The organism is Bradyrhizobium sp. Ken64 (assembly GCF_055807555.1).
Window position 1 is genome coordinate 115,734 of the sequence record NZ_JBVVPA010000017.1, and the last position, 16,665, is coordinate 132,398.

Annotated in this window: 14 protein-coding genes; 5 read left to right on the plus strand and 9 right to left on the minus strand. The window is 64.7% G+C overall.

The genetic code is table 11. The features are described from left to right. Positions 1 to 12: 12 nt before the first annotated feature. From AC0L2F_RS25745 to cyoA, 7 genes are read right to left on the minus strand one after another with little or no spacing between them, the layout of a single operon-like run. On the minus strand, positions 13 to 546 hold the full coding sequence (locus tag AC0L2F_RS25745) for a response regulator transcription factor (RefSeq protein ID WP_007599266.1): 534 nt from the start codon (positions 544 to 546) through the stop codon (positions 13 to 15). Further along, the gene (locus tag AC0L2F_RS25750) at positions 536 to 1,915 is read right to left on the minus strand and encodes an ATP-binding protein (protein WP_473250303.1); all 1,380 of its coding nucleotides are present in this window, start codon (positions 1,913 to 1,915) and stop codon (positions 536 to 538) included. Before AC0L2F_RS25750 ends, AC0L2F_RS25745 begins: the two co-directional genes overlap by 11 nt. Further along, complete coding sequence (locus AC0L2F_RS25755; RefSeq protein WP_473250304.1) at positions 1,887 to 2,747, minus strand: SURF1 family protein; 861 nt, start codon at positions 2,745 to 2,747, stop codon at positions 1,887 to 1,889. Before AC0L2F_RS25755 ends, AC0L2F_RS25750 begins: the two co-directional genes overlap by 29 nt. Before the next feature lie 13 nt (positions 2,748 to 2,760). Continuing rightward, positions 2,761 to 3,141 (minus strand): cytochrome o ubiquinol oxidase subunit IV, encoded by a 381-nt coding sequence (cyoD, locus tag AC0L2F_RS25760; protein ID WP_007604611.1) that lies wholly within the window; start codon positions 3,139 to 3,141, stop codon positions 2,761 to 2,763. Further along, entirely contained in the window at positions 3,138 to 3,767 is a 630-nt protein-coding gene (gene cyoC, locus AC0L2F_RS25765) for a cytochrome o ubiquinol oxidase subunit III (protein WP_007604612.1), read from the minus strand. Before cyoC ends, cyoD begins: the two co-directional genes overlap by 4 nt. Then, complete coding sequence (gene cyoB / locus AC0L2F_RS25770) at positions 3,768 to 5,765, minus strand: cytochrome o ubiquinol oxidase subunit I (RefSeq protein WP_007604613.1); 1,998 nt, start codon at positions 5,763 to 5,765, stop codon at positions 3,768 to 3,770. Positions 5,766 to 5,776: 11 nt separating this feature from the next. Further along, positions 5,777 to 6,937: a ubiquinol oxidase subunit II gene (gene cyoA / locus AC0L2F_RS25775; protein ID WP_473250305.1), complete on the minus strand. Its 1,161-nt coding sequence runs from the start codon at positions 6,935 to 6,937 to the stop codon at positions 5,777 to 5,779. Positions 6,938 to 7,120: 183 nt separating this feature from the next. Here cyoA and AC0L2F_RS25780 point away from each other — a divergent pair, with 183 nt between their 5' ends. Beyond that, positions 7,121 to 8,446: an MFS transporter gene (locus AC0L2F_RS25780; protein ID WP_007604615.1), complete on the plus strand. Its 1,326-nt coding sequence runs from the start codon at positions 7,121 to 7,123 to the stop codon at positions 8,444 to 8,446. Positions 8,447 to 8,663: 217 nt separating this feature from the next. Here AC0L2F_RS25780 and AC0L2F_RS25785 read toward each other — a convergent pair whose 3' ends face one another. Together AC0L2F_RS25785 and AC0L2F_RS25790 are read right to left on the minus strand one after the other, a co-directional pair. Then, entirely contained in the window at positions 8,664 to 10,055 is a 1,392-nt protein-coding gene (locus AC0L2F_RS25785) for a M48 family metalloprotease (RefSeq protein WP_473250337.1), read from the minus strand. Positions 10,056 to 10,189: 134 nt separating this feature from the next. Beyond that, a complete protein-coding gene (locus tag AC0L2F_RS25790; RefSeq protein ID WP_473250338.1) occupies positions 10,190 to 11,035 on the minus strand; it encodes a thermonuclease family protein in 846 nt (281 codons plus the stop codon). Positions 11,036 to 11,318: 283 nt separating this feature from the next. Here AC0L2F_RS25790 and AC0L2F_RS25795 point away from each other — a divergent pair, with 283 nt between their 5' ends. The 4 genes from AC0L2F_RS25795 to AC0L2F_RS25810 all read left to right on the plus strand — a co-directional run bounded on the left by AC0L2F_RS25795 (position 11,319) and on the right by AC0L2F_RS25810 (position 16,495). Continuing rightward, positions 11,319 to 12,524 carry an ABC transporter substrate-binding protein gene (locus AC0L2F_RS25795; RefSeq protein WP_473250306.1) on the plus strand — a complete coding sequence of 402 codons (1,206 nt, stop codon included), beginning with the start codon at positions 11,319 to 11,321 and terminating at the stop codon, positions 12,522 to 12,524. A gap of 125 nt (positions 12,525 to 12,649) precedes the next feature. Continuing rightward, the gene (locus AC0L2F_RS25800; RefSeq protein WP_063992495.1) at positions 12,650 to 13,438 is read left to right on the plus strand and encodes an enoyl-CoA hydratase; all 789 of its coding nucleotides are present in this window, start codon (positions 12,650 to 12,652) and stop codon (positions 13,436 to 13,438) included. Between the two features lie 2 nt (positions 13,439 to 13,440). Beyond that, a complete protein-coding gene (locus tag AC0L2F_RS25805) occupies positions 13,441 to 14,190 on the plus strand; it encodes a VOC family protein (protein WP_473250339.1) in 750 nt (249 codons plus the stop codon). 190 nt (positions 14,191 to 14,380) lie between these two features. After that, positions 14,381 to 16,495: an acetate--CoA ligase family protein gene (locus tag AC0L2F_RS25810; RefSeq protein WP_473250307.1), complete on the plus strand. Its 2,115-nt coding sequence runs from the start codon at positions 14,381 to 14,383 to the stop codon at positions 16,493 to 16,495. Positions 16,496 to 16,665 lie beyond the last annotated feature (170 nt).

Below are 16,665 nucleotides of genomic sequence, written 5' to 3' on the forward strand. Positions count from 1 at the left end.
ACAAGTGCCCGCCTACTTCACCGGCCGCTTCTCGAGCTTGCGCGCCAGCGTCCGCCGGTGCATTCCGAGCCGCCTTGCCGCTTCCGAGATGTTGAAGTCGGTCTCGATCAGGGTCTGGTGGATGCGTTCCCATTCCAGCGTCTTGATCGATGTCGGCCGGGCGTCGAGCGCGACCTCGGCATTGCCTGCGGCCTTGTTGAAGGCGGCCTCTATGTCGTCGGTGTTCGACGGCTTGGCCAGATAATGGCATGCGCCGAGCTTGATGGCCTCGACGGCGGTGGAGATGCTGGCAAAGCCCGTCAGCACCACGATCAACATCTCCGGATCGTGCGTGTGCAAGAGCTCGACGCAGGCCAGTCCCGAGGCGCCGCCGAGCTTGAGGTCGACGACGGCATAGCCGAACGATCGCTCCTCCAGGACTTTCCGCACGTCCTCGATCGAGGCGGCGAGCACGACCTCGTAGTCGCGGCGCTCGAACGAACGCTTCAGGGTGCGGGCGAAGCCGGCATCGTCCTCGACGACGATGAGCGAACGGTCAGGCGTCAAAGCTGCCTCCGATCGCGAGCGTGGCGAGCGGCAGCGTGAGGCGGACCGTGGCGCCGCGTTTCCTGTGGTTCTCGGCGGTCACGCTGCCCCCTAACTTGCGCACCACGTTCACCACCAGGAACAGGCCGAGCCCGCCGCCGGCGCGGCCCTTGCTCGACTGATAGGGCTTTCCGATTTGTGCCAGCATCTCCGGCGCAAAGCCGGGGCCGCGATCGCTGATCGACAGCACGAGATGATCGCCCTCGCGCCCGGCAACGAGCTCGACCCAGTCGCGCGAGACCTCGTAGGCGTTGTCGAGCACGTTGAAGATTACCTGCTTCAGCGCGACGTCCGAGACGATCGCGACGTCTTCGCCGAAGGTGTTGACGAAATACAGCGTGCGCGCCGAGCGCGCGTCGCGCCACTCTTCCACCAGCGCGGTGACGAAAGCCGCCACCGTCGTCGGCGACGATCCTTCGCCGCGCGCTTCGCCCGCCGACACCAGGATGCCCGTCACGATCGACTTGCAACGCTGCAGCGAGGTCTCCATCTCCGCGAGGTCCTCGGCCAGCTCCTGATCGGCGGCGAGGTCGGGCATGCGGCGCCAGTCGCCGAGGATGACCGAGAGCGAGGCGAGCGGCGTGCCGAGCTCGTGAGCCGCGCCGGAGGCGAGCAGGCCCATGCGCACGATATGATCCTGCTCGGCGGCATGCTGGCGCAGCGCCGCCAGATGCGCGTCCCGCTCGCGCAAATTCCTGTTGATGCGGGTGACGAACACCACCAGCAGCACGGCGTTGAGCACGAAGCCCAGCAGCATGCCGGCAACCGTGAGCGTGTAGGTCTCGCTGAGCGGGTTCGGCGGCAGATCGAGCGGCCGGTAGGCGACGGTCAGCCAGACGAAGCTCGCGCAGGTCAGCGCGACCAGCGACCAAGTCGAGCGGCCATCGAGCAGCACCGCGCCCAGCGTCACCTGGAGCAGGAACAGCGAGGTGAAGGGATTGGTGGCGCCGCCGCTGAGGTAAAGCTGCGCGGTCAGCGCGGCGACGTCCAGCATCAGGGCGACCAGCAACTCGTTGTTGGTGATCGCGGCGCGATGGCGCACCCAGACCAGGCTGGAGACGTTGAGAAATATCAGGGCGCCGATCACCGCGCCCATGCGGGTGAGGGGCAGGGGAATGCCGAGCCAGACATGCACGCCGCCGATAGTCACGATCTGGCCGACCACTGCAGTCCAGCGCAGCTGGATCAGCAGCGCCATGTTCTTGCGGTTGGTCTCGTCGTCGGTCGGCGCAGCGCCGATCAGCTCGCTGCGCGCGTCCGCCTGCGATTGCAGCGTGACGGCGCCCTGCGTCCTTCCGCCGTCAGGTGGGCTCGACGATCGTTCCAGCATCTGATCCCGTCCTGCGAGCGACGGCATCGGAGCCGGCGGCCGCTTCGTGGACGAAGCCGCTCCAGGGCTCCTTGCGGCGGAACAGCCCGCCGCCGAATGTGACGATAAGTCTGCCGGCCAGCATGAAAGCCAGGGCAAACCACGTCAGCGCGTAGATCAGGTGGTTATTGGGAAAGCTGATCACGGTCAATCCGCCGATTGGGCCGCTTCCGGATTGAGATCCAGCGTCGGCATCGACGAAGAAGGGCGCGACGTGGTCGAGGCCGCGTGCCGCCGCAATCGCGGCAACATCCCGCGAGTACCAGCGATCGTGCTCCGGCACGTTAGTCCTGAGGAATCCGCCTTTTGGCTCCGTCACGCGCAACAGGCCGGTGATCTCGACCTGACCTTGCGGGTTGCCGTCCCGGCGCGTCGACGCGTCGCGCCGCTCGGACGGCACGAAGCCGCGGTTGACCAGGACCAGCGTGTCGTCGTCCCGCCTGAGCGGTGTCAGCACCCAATAACCCGGGCCTTCTTCGGTGACGGCCTGAACCAGCGTCTCGCGGTCATGCTGGAAACGGCCGCTGACGCTGACGTGCCTGTATTCGTCGCTCGCGGCGGAGACGGTCGGCCATGCCGCCGGCGAGGGGATCGGCTGGGCCGGAGCATGAACGCGCTGCTCGACGCGATCGATCAGCGCCAGCTTCCAGGCGCGGCGCTCGATCTGCCAGACGCCGAGTGCGATCAGAAGTGCAATGGCCGCGAGCGAGAGGGCCGTGAGCCACAAGGACGGGCGCGCCGCGTCGCCGCGCGCCCCGTTTGCCTCGCTCGTCACGGTCCGGGTCTTGCTCACTTCAGAGACTCGCTCACTTCATCCCGGTCATCTGGTGGATCGGCATCATGTTGCTGTTGAGGTGGTTCATCACCCACAGCGAACCGGACAGCGCGATCACCACCATGACGATGGTGAAGATCAGCGCCATCATGCTCCAACCGTTTTCGGACGTTGTGTTCATGTGCAGGAAGTAGATCATGTGCACGACGATCTGCACCACCGCGAAGGCCATGATGACGAGCGCGGTGATCTGCTTGCTCGGAAGCGCGCCGCTCATCACCAGCCAGAACGGGATCGCGGTGAGCGCGACCGAGAGCACGAATCCGAGCATGTAGGTCGAGAACGAGCCGTGAGCGTGGCCATCGCCATGGTGATGATCGTCCGCGTGGGCGGCGTGAGTATCGGTGTTCATCGCAGAACTCCCAGGAGATAGACGAAGGTGAAGACGCCGATCCAGACCACGTCCAGGAAGTGCCAGAACATCGACAGGCACATCAGGCGGCGGCGGTTGGCCTCGATCAGGCCGAACTTCCAGACCTGCACCATCAGGGTCACCAGCCAGATCAGGCCGCAGGAGACGTGCAGGCCGTGGGTACCGACCAGGGTGAAGAAGGCGGACAGGAAGGCGCTGCGCTGGGGCGTCGCGCCTTCATGGATCATGTGGGCGAACTCGGACAGCTCGATGCCGATGAAGGCGGCGCCGAACAAGCCGGTGATCGCCAGCCACATCTGGGTCTGCGCGATCTTGTTCTGCTGCATCGTCAGCATCGCAAAACCATACGTGATCGACGACAGCAGCAGCATCGAGGTGTTGACCGCAACCAGCGGCAGCTCGAACAAATCCTTCGGCGCCGGCCCGGCGGCGTAATTGCCGCCGAGCACGCCGAATGTGGCGAACAGGATCGCGAAGATAAGACAGTCGCTCATCAGATAGATCCAGAAGCCCAGCGAAGTGCTGTAGCCTTCCGGATGCGGGTGTTCGTCTGCGAGGTAGAACACCGGCTCGCCGGTTTGCGTGGGATTGACAGCGACAGTCATTTACTTGGCTCCGGCGAGCAGTTTGGTGCGCGCGTCTTCGGCCCGGATGACGTCGTCGGCCGGAATGTCGAAATCGCGGTGATAGTTGAAGGTGTGACCGATGCCGACGGCGAGCATCGCGATGAAGCTAGCGGCCGCAAGCCACCAGATGTACCAGATCAGACCGAAGCCCATCGCGGTGGCAAGGCCGGCGAGGATGATGCCGGTGCCGGTGCTGCTGGGCATGTGGATCGGCTTGAACCCGGTGAGCGGGCGCTGATAGCCGCGCTTCTTCATGTCCCACCACGCATCATTGTCGTGAACGACGGGGGTGAAGGCGAAATTGTAGGCCGGCGGCGGCGAGGAGGTCGCCCATTCCAGCGTGCGCGCATCCCAGGGATCGCCGGTGACGTCCTTGAGCTGCTCGCGCCTGAGGAAGCTGACGGCGAACTGCATCAGCATCGAGAGGATGCCGAGGAAGACCAGGAAGGCGCCGATGCCGGCGACGATGAACCAGATCTGCAGGCTCGGGTCGTCGAACACGCGGAGCCGGCGGGTCACGCCCATCAGGCCGAGCACATAGAGCGGCATGAAGGCGAGGTAGAAGCCCGTGACCCAGAACCAGAACGACAGCTTGCCCCAGAACGGGTCGAGCTTGAAGCCGAACGCCTTCGGGAACCAGTAGCCGATACCGGCGAACGCGCCGAACACGACGCCGCCGATGATCACGTTGTGGAAGTGCGCGATCAGGAACAGGCTGTTGTGCAGGACGAAGTCGGCCGGCGGCACCGCGAGCAGCACGCCGGTCATGCCGCCGAGCACGAAGGTCAGCATGAACGCGATCGTCCACATCATCGGCAGCTCGAAGCGGATGCGGCCGCGATACATCGTGAACAGCCAGTTGAACATCTTCGCGCCCGTCGGGATCGAGATGATCATCGTGGTGATGCCGAAGAAGGAGTTGACGCTGGCGCCCGACCCCATCGTGAAGAAATGGTGCAGCCAGACCAGGTAGGACAGGATGGTGATGACCACCGTGGCGTAGACCATCGAGGTGTAGCCGAACAGCCGCTTGCCCGAGAAGGTCGAGGTCACTTCCGAAAAGATGCCGAAGGCGGGGAGAACCAGGATGTAGACCTCGGGATGACCCCAGATCCAGATCAGGTTCACGTACATCATCGGGCTGCCGCCGAAATCGTTCGTGAAGAAGTTGGTCCCGACGTAGCGGTCGAGCGAAAGCAGCGCGAGCACGACGGTCAGAACCGGGAAGGAAGCGACGATCAGCACGTTGGTGCAGAGGGCGGTCCAGGTGAACACCGGCATCCGCATCATCGTCATGCCGGGGCACCGCAGCTTGACGATGGTGCAGATCAGGTTGATGCCGGACAGTGTCGTTCCGACGCCCGCGACCTGTAGTCCCCATATGTAATAGTCGACGCCGACGTCAGGACTGTAGCCGATGTTGGACAGCGGCGGATAAGCCAGCCAGCCGGTGCGGGCGAATTCGCCGATGAACAGCGAGGCCATCACCAGCACCGCGCCGCCGACCGTCATCCAGAAGCTGAAATTGTTCAGGAACGGGAACGACACGTCGCGCGCACCGATCTGGAGCGGCACGACGAAGTTCATCAGGCCGGTGACCAGCGGCATCGCCACGAAGAAGATCATGATCACGCCGTGGGCGGTGAAGACCTGGTCGTAGTGATGCGAGTTGAGATAGCCCTCCGAGCCGCCGAAGGCGAGCGCCTGCTGCAACCGCATCATCAGCGCGTCGGCGAAGCCGCGCAGCAGCATCACGATGCCGAGGATCATGTACATGATGCCGATGCGCTTGTGGTCGACGCTGGTGAACCACTCGCTCCAGAGATAACCCCAGACGCGGAAATAGGTCAGGCCGGCGAGCATGACGAGGCCGCCGGTCGCCACCACGGCAAAGGTGCCGACGACGATCGGCTCGTGCAGCGGCAGCGATTCGAAGGTGAGCCGGCCGAAGATGAGCTTGAGAAGATCAGGAGACATGCGGGATCTCTTTACGAGTCTGACTTCGGACGTTGTCCGAGGAAGAAGGACGAGGACTTCAGCGGCGTGAAACTCGGCCGCTTCAGGCCGGCGCCGAGCAGCGGCGCTGTGTCGAGAGGTGCCGTGATGGAGGCAGTGGTCCTGCCCTGCGGCGCATCGGGCGTGCAGGTGCCGGCGATGAAGGTCGGCTCCGGCCCAAGCGCGGTGCCGCGGCGGGCGTACTTGTCGTAGGCCAGCGGCAGCGTGTTGTTCAGGCCCTCATGGCCGAGGCCGCCCTTGGCGTCGATCGCCATCATCTCGCTCTGGCACATCTTGCCGGTCTCGACGCACATGTTGAGGATCAGGCGGTAGAGATCGGAATCGATAGTGCCGTAGCGCCGCACCGGCTCGTTCTGGCTGGGCTTTTCGAGCTGGAGATATTCGGCGCGGCCGAGCGAGCCGCCGCCGGACTTGGCGCTGGCGATCCAGGCGTCAAAGCCCTTGTCGTCGAGGCCCTGGAAGTTGAAGTGCATGCCGGAGAAGCCGGCGCCGCTGTAGTTCGCGGAAAAGCCCCGGTAGGTGCCGGCGTGGTTTACGACGGCGTGGAGCTTGGTCTCCATGCCAGGCATTGCGTAGATCTGGCCGGCCAGCGCGGGGATATAGAACGAGTTCATCACCGAGGACGCCGTGATGCGGAAGTTGATGGGACGATCGACCGGAGCCGCCAGATCGTTGACGGTGGCGATGCCGTAGTCCGGATAGATGAAGAGCCACTTCCAGTCGAGCGCGACGACGTCGACCTCGAGCGGGGCCTTGGACTGGTCCACGGCGCGGTCGGCATGGATGCGGCCGAGCGTGCGATAGGGGTCGAGCAGATGCGTGCCCATCCAGGTCAGCGCGCCCAGGCAAACGATGATCAAAAGCGGCGCCGACCAGATCACCAGTTCGAGGCTGGTCGAGTGGTCCCATTCCGGCTCGTAGCGGGCGTCGGTATTGGACTGGCGGTAGCGCCAGGCGAACAGCACAGTCAGCGCCATCACGGGCACGACAATCAGGAGCATCAGAACGGTGGAGATGATGACGAGGTCGCGCTGCTGCGCCGCGATATCGCCGGCCGGCGCTAGCACGACGTAGTTGCAGCCGCTGAGCGCAACTGCCAGGGGTAGCAGCGCCAGGATCTTGAAACGGGACACGGGCCGAGCCTTATGAGAATGAGTTTCTTTTGCGGGGCCAAGGGGTAGCTGCGGCGCAGCAATCCGGACATTGGACAATTTGTCCAATGTTGCAGTGCGGGATACTGCGCCAGACAAGGCTAGACTGCCTGGCGCGTTGCCGGGGCGGTCGGCTTTGATTTTCAGGACGTTAAGGGCGCGCGAATGGCGATGGCACAGACCCCCGCAATGGCAGACCACTCGGGCGAGCACGGCCACGACCAGGCCAGTCCCGGCGAGATCGCTATCGGCGTCATCATCGGCCGCACCTCGGAATTCTTCGACTTCTTCGTCTTCGCGATCGCCTCGGTGATCGTCTTCCCGCGCCTGGTGTTCCCGTTCACGAGCGAGCTGACCGGCACCCTTTATTCTTTCATGATCTTCGCGCTGGCTTTCATGGCCCGGCCGATCGGCACCGTCATTTTCATGACGGTCGACCGCGAATACGGCAAGACAGCCAAGCTGATCTCGGCGCTGTTCCTGCTCGGCACCGCCACCGTCGCGATCGCGTTCCTGCCCGGCTATCACGAGATCGGCGCTGCCGCGATCTGGCTGCTGGCGCTGGCGCGCATCGCACAGGGTCTGGCCTGGGGCGGCGCCTGGGACGGGATGGCCTCGCTGCTGGCGCTGAACGCGCCGCCTTCAAAGCGCGGCTGGTACGCGATGGTGCCGCAGCTCGGCGCGCCGCTCGGCCTGATCGTGGCGAGCGGGCTGTTCGCCTATTTCGCCGGGAATCTCTCGGCCGACGATTTCTTCGATTGGGGCTGGCGCTATCCGTTCTTCGTTGCCTTTGCCATCAACGTCGTGGCGCTGTTCGCGCGCCTGCGCATGGTGACGACGGAAGAATATGCCTCGCTGTTCGAGACCCGCGAATTGCAGCCCTCGCGCATCTCCGAGACGGTGGCGCGCGAGGGCCAGAACATCATGCTCGGTGCGTTCGCGCCGCTGGCAAGCTTCGCGCTGTTCCACATGGTCACGGTGTTTCCGCTGTCCTGGGTGTTCCTGTTCACCCGCGAAAGCCCGGTGCGCTTCCTGATCATCGAGATCGTTGCCGCCGTGTTCGGCGTCGGCGCGATCGTGCTCTCCGGCGTCATCGCCGACCGTGTCGGCCGCAAGTCGCTGCTGATGGGATCGGCGATCGCGATCGCGATCTACAGTGGCTTCGCCCCGCAGCTGCTCGATGCCGGCGCGTTCGGCGAGACCATCTACATGGTGATCGGCTTCATCCTGCTCGGTCTGTCGTTCGGCCAGTCCTCGGGTGCGATCGCCTCGAACTTCAAGCAGGCGTATCGCTACACGGCTTCGGCGCTGACCTCCGACATGGCCTGGCTGTTCGGCGCCGGCTTTGCACCGCTGGTCGCTCTGTTGCTTGCGACCAACCTCGGCGTCATCGCCTCGGGTGCGTACCTGCTGTCGGGCGCGTTCTGGACCTTGCTCGCGCTCTGGCTCAGCGGCCAGCGCGAGGCCGGCGATATGGACGCGGGCGGTTAGGGGACACCCGCCTTGTCGTCCTGGCGAAAGCCAGGACCCATTACCCCGCCCGTTCATTGTGAAGCACGCTGGAGCTACCAGCGTGCCCATTGCAGTATCCTGGGGTTATGGGTCCCGGATCTGCGCTTACGCTTGTCCGGGACGACGGCGGAATTTGTGGCTCCAGATCCCGGGCTCGCGCTAAGCGCGCCCCGGGATGACGCGCGCTTAGCGCGCCTCAATCCGCCACGACCTTCACACGATCGCGCACCTTCACCTGCGCGTTGCGATCGAGCCCGTTGAGGACGCGAAAACGCTCGGCCGGATGATCGACGCCGGCCATGCGGTGGGAGAGCGATTCCACGGTGTCGCCGGGCTGCACGGTGATGACCTTGATGCGCAGCGGGCGCGCGGCCTGGATCTCGTCGAGCGTCAGGCGGCGGAATGAGCCGACGGTCTCGCGGGCATTGCGCTCGCTCTCGGTCGACTTCTGCCGTGTCGCGAAGATGAAGCGGTAGACGTCGCTGCCGAAGCGCAGCGCATAGACCTTGAACTGCCACTGGTCGCCCTTGGCGGTGGCGGACGCAGCCGGAAAACCGTTGATGGTGATGTCTTCGGTGGACGCCTTCTCGACGCCCTCCATCCAGCCGGAATTCAGGTAATCGCCGAGCGACTGTTCGGCCGGCACCCGGACGACGTCGAAACGCATCGCCTGCGAGCCGCCGTCGCGCACGCCGATCACGGCCTGCGCGGTGTTGTCGAGCGTAAAATTGTCCGGCGCCTGGAAGGTGAAACCGAGCTTCGGATGCAGGAAGCGCCGGCCGCGGACAAAACCTTCGCTGGGGTCTTCGCCGTAGACGAGGTTGTCGATCGCGGCGAGATAGGTCTCGCGGTCGCGCTCGCCGCCCTCTGGCGCTGCGTATTGCCGCGCAATGGTCTGTGCGTTCTGCACGCGCTCGGGCGTTGCCGGATGCGAGGAGGTGAAATCCTGCGCGCGCGGATCGAGCGAGGTCTTGCCGACCTTCAGTTCGGCATTGCGCTCCATCGCCGAGAGAAAGCGTGCGGCACCATAAGGGTCGAAATGGGCCTTGGCGGAGATGCCGACACCGACACCGTCGGCCTCGAACTCCTGATTGCGCGAAAAGCTCGCCATGGTCAGCTTGGTCTTGGCGAGCGCGAGCGCGGTGAGATCGGGATCGTTGCTCATGTCGGTGACGACTCGGGTGACGATCGCTGCCTGGCGGGCCTGGTCCTCGCGCATCGCGGCGTGCTTGGACAGCACATGCGCCATCTCGTGGCTGAGTACGGAGGACAATTCCGACGTGTCGCTCGCCAGCGCAAGCAGGCCGCGCGTGACATAGAGCTGGCCGTTCGGCAGCGCGAAGGCGTTCACCGCGCCGGAATTGAGGATCGTGACCCTGTAACCCTGGTCGGGGCGGTCGGACGCCGCGACCAACCGGTCGACGGTCTTGGTGACCAGCGATTCGAGCCTGGGGTCGTCATAGGTGCCGCCATAGCTCGCCAGGATGCGCTCGTGCTCCTTCTCGGTGGCGGGGGTCTGCGCCACCGCGGGCTTCGGTTTCGGCATCGCGACGGTCGGCGGGGCCGCCGCAGTCTGGAACCGGCCCATATCGCCGCAGCCGGCGAGGGCTGAACCCAGCACGAGGCATAGCGCAGCCGGCGCTACCCGCAGGCGGCGGCGTTCACCTCGTCCGTGCCGTCCTAGCACCCCATTCACGTCGCTTAACCCGTGCCTGGCCCTTGTTAGGGCCGTACCCCTGTCGGCTCGTTTGCGCCCAGCAACTCGATTTGTCCCACGAGGCGTATATCGATACGCGGCCCCGTATTCCCCTCAGCCCAGCCCCGGACACGAATACGTTTATTTTCCAGAGACTTAAGGGCGATCCCTGCGCTTTCGAACGCGGGTACCGTGCGCTTTGAAATAGTCACCGCGAAGCCGCGTGTCCAGTTTCGTCCGAAGTTGAGGTAGGTCATTGCCCCAGCTTGCCGGACCGACAGGACTTTGCCCTCGACCACCACAAAACGCCCGATCCCCGCCAAAATATCGTCTGGACTTTCCGCGTTTTTTATGGCCGACGAGTCAGCCCAGTTGCCCTTTTTTTGGCGCCTCGCCTCGGCCTCCGACGCCATCAGGGCGGCCGCGCAGTCCTTGTCGGCGATCTCGGCGGAGACGATGGCGTCGCCCTGGGCGAGGAGCATCGCCTGCACGGAGGTGTCGCTCTCGTCGACAAAGACCAGCGCGCCTTGGCGGCCATAGCGGTCGGGCGTGTCGTCGGCGCTGCGCAGGATCACGTCGTGCCCGACGAGCAGCGAGGTCAGCGCCTGCTTCGTCGTCGCGGTCGGCTCGATGCCGGTCAGGCGGATTTCGCGGCCGTCGTCGAGACGCAAACCGCGCGCCTCGATTGCGGTGACGCGGCCTTCGCCCTGGAACTCGAACTGGCACGGGCTCGCGAATGCGCTCTGACCCGCGACGAGAAGGATTGCGATCAGGTGAAGCCGTTGCGTCACGTTGCCCGGTGAGGTTGCGTTGCGCGCCAGTCTTAACTCAAGCGTGGCGTATCGCGAAGAGGCTTCCTCACACGCCGTCATTGCGAGCGCAGGTAGCAATCCAGAATCTTTCTGCGGAGGGACTCTGGATTGGTTCGCTGCGCTCGCAATGACGGAGAAACGTTTATCCGGACCGAGCCATTCCGTTTTGCGGAAAACGCGCGATACAAGCGCGACCTGCGTCGCAGCTCGCGCTTGCTGCGCTCTTGTGCATGCGGCATGATTGCGGCAACAGCTTTGGCCAAGAGCGATAACAAAGAGCGATAGCCAAGAGCAATAACCAAGCCGCCATCAGAGTACGGCGCGATAAGGGAGGTCTTTTTCCATGAAGCATGTTTTGTCGGGCATTTTTGCTGCTGCGTTGGCGCTGAGTGCAAGCGCCGTGCAGGCCCAGGACAAGCCGCCACTGAAGATCGGCGGCATTCTCGACATGTCGAGCCTGTATGCCGACATCACCGGCCCCGGCAGCGAGACCGCGGCCAAGATGGCCGTGGAGGACTTTGGCGGCGAGGTGCTCGGCCGCAAGATCCAGGTTCTGGCTGCCGACCACCAGAACAAGGCCGATCTCTCCGCCAACATCGCCCGTGACATGCTCGACAATCAGGGCGTCGAAATGATCTACGACGTCGCGGCCTCCGCGACCGCGCTCGCCGCCGGCGAGATCGCCAAAGCGCGCAACAAGATCATCATGTTCAACGGCCCAGGCTCGATCCGCCTCACCAACGAGGCCTGCGGCCCCTATACCATTCACTACGTGTTCGACACCTACGGCCAGGCCAATGTGACCGGCCTTGCGGCCGTGAAGTCGGGCCTCGACACCTGGTTCTTTCTCACTGCCGACTACGCCTTCGGCCAGGATCTGGAGAAGGACACCAGCGCGGTCGTGACCAAGACCGGCGGCAAGGTGCTCGGCAGCGTGCGCCATCCGCTCAACACGTCGGATTTCTCGTCGTTCCTGCTCCAGGCCCAGGCCTCGAAAGCAAAGGTGATCGGGCTCGCGAACGCCGGCGGCGACACCGTCAACGCCATCAAGCAGGCGGCCGAGTTCGGCATCACCAAGGGCGGCCAGAAGGTCTCGCCGCTGCTCGCCTTCGTGACCGACATCGACTCCATCGGACTCGAGACCGCGCAGGGCCTGTTGCTTGCGGAAGCCTTCTACTGGGATCTCAACGACGACGCCCGGGCGTTCTCGAAGCGCTTTCAGGAACGCATGAAGCGGCCGCCGACCTCGGCGCAAGCCGGTGTCTATTCTTCCGTGACTCACTATCTGAAAGCGGTGAAGGCGGCCGGCACGACCGACGCTGCGACGGTGATGAAAGTGATGAAGGAGACGCCGATCAACGACTTTTTCGCCAAGAACGGCAAGATCCGCGAGGACGGCCGCATGTTGCACGACATGTACCTGTTCGAGGTCAAGAAGCCGTCGGAATCCAAGGGCCGCTGGGACGACTACAAGCTGCTCGCCACCGTGCCCGGCAGCGAGGCGTTCCAGTCGCTCGAGCAGTCGCGCTGCCCGCTTGTGAAGAAGTGACGGCGTGACGTAAGTCACGGCGTCATCCCGGGGCGCGAAGCGAACCCGGGATCTCGAGGTTCCGGGTTCTCGCTTCGCGAGCCCCGGAACGACGGAGATACCAACAACAACAAGGGAGACGTCCCATGAACGACATGGTCCTGCAGAAGCTCGAAGGCGGGCTGCTCACCATCACCATGAACCGGCCTGAGCGGAAGAACGCGCTCAATCCGGACATGGTCGCCGGGCTGGTCGTGGCGGCACGGCGCGCGGCGGATGATCCGGAGGTGCGCGCGGTGCTGTTCAAAGGCGCGGGCGGCAGCTTCTGCGTCGGCGGCGACGTCAAGTCGATGGCGGAGGGCCGGGCGCCGCTGCCGTTCGAAGTGAAGATGGCGAACCTGCGCCGCGGCATGGAGGTGTCGCGCATCCTGCACCAGATGCCAAAACCCGTGGTGGCGCAGCTCGACGGCGCGGCGGCCGGCGCGGGTCTGTCGATGGCGCTGTCGTGTGACCTCCGCGTCGCCTCCGAATCCTGCAAGATCACCACCGCCTTCGCAAAAGTCGGCTTCTCCGGCGATTACGGCGGCACCTATTTTCTCACCCAGCTGCTCGGCAGCGCGCGGGCGCGCGAGCTCTATCTGACCTCGCCGGTGCTTTCCGCGAAGGAAGCGCATGCGATCGGCATGGTGACGAAGGTCGTCCCCGACGCCGAGATCGACACGGCCGCGCACGAGCTCGCGATGTCGTTGGCGCAGGGCCCGTCGATCGCGCTCGGCTTCATCAAGCGCAACATCAACAATGCCGAGCATCTTGCGCTGGAGGATTGCTTCGACGGCGAGGCGATCCACCACACCCGCTGCAGCGATACCGAGGATCACAAGGAGGCTGCAAAGGCGTTCGTCGAGAAGCGCAAGCCGACCTTTAAGGGCGCATGACGATGGCAGCCTACATGCGGTTGCGGCAGATCTGCCTGGTCGCGCCGCAGCTCGCGCCCGTGATCGCGGACATCGCAGACATCATGGGCCTCGCTGTCTGCTATCGCGACGGCAATGTCGCGAAGTACGGCCTGGAGAACGCGCTGCTGCCGGTCGACACGATCCTGCTGGAGGTGGTCGCGCCGTTCAAGGACGGCACCACCGCCGGTCGCTTCATCGAGAAGAGCGGCGGGCGCGGCGGTTACATGGCGATCTTCTGCTGCAACGATCCCGACGAGCGCGGTCGTAACGCCAACGCGCTCGGCGTGCGCACCGCCAACGTCATCGACCACGCGCCCTATCACGGCGTGCAGCTCCATCCCCGCGACTGCCGCGCCGCCTTCATCGAGTTCAACCATACCGAAGGCAGCGACGACATTTTGGGGCCGTATCCACCGGCCGGCCCCGACTGGCAAAAATTCATCCGCAAGGGCGTGACGCAGGCCTTGACGAGCGTGGAGATGCAGAGCCCGGATCCGCAAGGGCTGGCCGAGCATTGGGGCAAGCTCATCGGCGTTGCGCCGAGCGGCGATGCTGAACTGAAGCTGCCCAACGCGACCTTCCGTTTCGTGAAGGGCGCCAGCGAAATCATGAGTGCGCTGGAGTTTCGGGTCGCGGATGTTGCCGGTGTGCTGCATGCCGCGAGGGCGAAGGGACATGCCGTGGCGGGCAACGAGTTCTTGCTCGGTGGCGTGACGTTCCGCGTCAGTTGAGTGCTTGGTAGTGATCCGTCACCCTGAGGTGCTCGCCTCTTCGGCGAGCCTCGAAGGGCGACGGCCACCGGCGGGGCCGCTCATCCTTCGAGGCTCCCCGCACGGTGCTATGCACCGCGCGGCTCGCACCTCAGGATGACGGTCTGAAAGTATACGGCGAGTGCACGAAGAATAAGAAGGGGATCACTCCATGCCGCATCCGCTCGACAGCTTCTTCGCGCCCGCCGGCATCGCGCTGATCGGCGCCTCGCGCGATCACGAGAAAATCCCGGGCCGGCTGCTGTCGATGTTGCGCAAGAACGAGTATCCCGGAAAAATCTATCCGGTGAACCCGAACTACGCCGAGATCGACGGGCTCATTTGCTACAAATCGATCACCGACATCAGCGCGCCGATCGATCTCGCAATCATCCTCATCCCCGCCCGCGCGGTGCTTGCCGCGCTCGAACAATGCGCCGCCGTCCGCGTGAAGAACGCCGTCATCATCTCCTCCGGCTTTGCCGAGGAGGGCGGGGAGAGCGCGGCGATGCAGGACGCGATCGCGGCGCTGGCGAGGCGCACCGGCATGCGGATTTCCGGGCCGAACGCCGAGGGCTTTTTCAGCCAGAAGCAGCGCGTGGCGGCGACGTTCAGTCCCGCCGTGGACGTCAAGCCGGGCGTGGTGCCGCTGGTCGCCACGGAACGACAGATCGGCATCGTCGCGCAGAGCGGCGGCATCGGCTTTGCGTATTATCACCGCGCCAGTGCGCTTGGCATTGCCGTGAGCTATGTCGTCAGTGCCGGCAATGAATCCGATCTCGGGGCCGGCGAGTTCCTGGACTACATGGTGCAGGACGCTTCCACGGACGTGATCCTACTGTTCATCGAAGGCATTCGCGACGTCGACAAGTTTCTCGCGGCAGCACGGCGTGCGGCCGAGCTGAAAAAGCCTGTCATCGTGACGAAGGTCGGCCGCTCCGGCGCCGGGATGCGCGCGGCCGCCTCGCACACCGCAAGCATGGCCGGATGGTCGGCGGCCTACGACGCGGTGTTTGCCAAATATGGCTTCATCGTCACCAACGATCTCGACGAGGCACTGACGATCGCAGCCGTGCTTGCGAGCAATCCGTTGCCGAAGGGCGATCGCATCGCCGTTGTCACCGTCTCCGGCGGTGCCGGCATCTGGGGCGCCGATGCCGTGGCGATGCAAGGCTTGCAGGTGCCGGAGCTCTCCGAAAAAGTCCAGGCGGAGATCAGGGCGCTGATGCCGTCCTACGGGACTGCGCGCAACCCGATCGACGTCACCGCGCAGGGCGTGACCTCGGGCGGCTTGCAGAAGAGCGTCGATGTGCTCACCGCGTCCGACGAAATCGACGCGGTCCTGGTCGTGCTATCGCTGTCGAGCGAGGTCCGCAAGCCCTTCAAGGAAGCCGAGCTGACGCCGGTGCTGGCCGCGCAGCACAAGCCGGTGGTGTTCTATTCCTACACGGTGCCGTCCGATTTCTCGCGGCGCGAGCTTGCCAAATCCGGCGTCGTGGTGCTCTCGGGCCTCACCCATGTCGGCGTCGCGATGCGGCAACTCGTCGATTACGCCCGTTTCGAGCTGCCGAAGCCGACGGACCAAGCGCGGCCGCCGGCGCGCGATCTCTCCGTCCATCTGACCTCGCCGGTTCTGTCCGAGGCGGGCAGCAAAGCATTACTTCGCGCCGCCGGCATCGCGCTGCCGGGCGAAGTGCTGGTGAAGGACAAGGGCGAGCTCGACGCAGCCGTGGCCCGCGTCGGCTTTCCGCTGGTGCTGAAGATCCAGTCGCCGGATATCGCGCACAAGAGCGAGGTCGGCGGTGTGCGCGTCAACATCACCACAAAGGGCGAGGTGTTTCTGGCGTTCGAGGCGCTGCTCAACAATGCGCGCAAGCACGGGCCTGAGGCGGCCATTCAGGGCGTGCTGGTCTGCCCGATGGCGAAGCAGGGTGTCGAGATCATCATCGGCACCATGACGGACAAGACGTTCGGTCCGATGGTGATGGTGGGCCTCGGCGGCATCACGACCGAGTTGTTCCGCGACGTCGTCTACCGCCCGGCGCCGGTCGGCGCAGAAGAAGCCGCCGCGATGCTGGCGCGCTTGAAAGCCGCGCCGCTGCTGAGCGGATTTCGCGGGGCGGCGATGGCGGATGTTGCGGCACTGTCGCAGTTGATCGCCGACATCTCCCTGCTTGCCGCGCAACATGCAGAGGAGATCGCGGAGATCGAGCTCAACCCGGTGCTGGTGCACGCGGAAGGGCAGGGCGTGACGATCGTGGACGCGCTGGTGGTGGGGCGGAAGTAGTGCACCACAAATACCGCTGTCGTCCTGGACAAGCGAGCGGAGCGAGCGCGGATCCAGGACCCATAACCACAGGGAGTGGTTTGGCGAAGACTCGTGGTTACCAGCTTCGCGCCACAACTTCTCCCTGGGGTAATGGGTCCTGGCTTTCGCCAGGACGACCATGGAGTGTC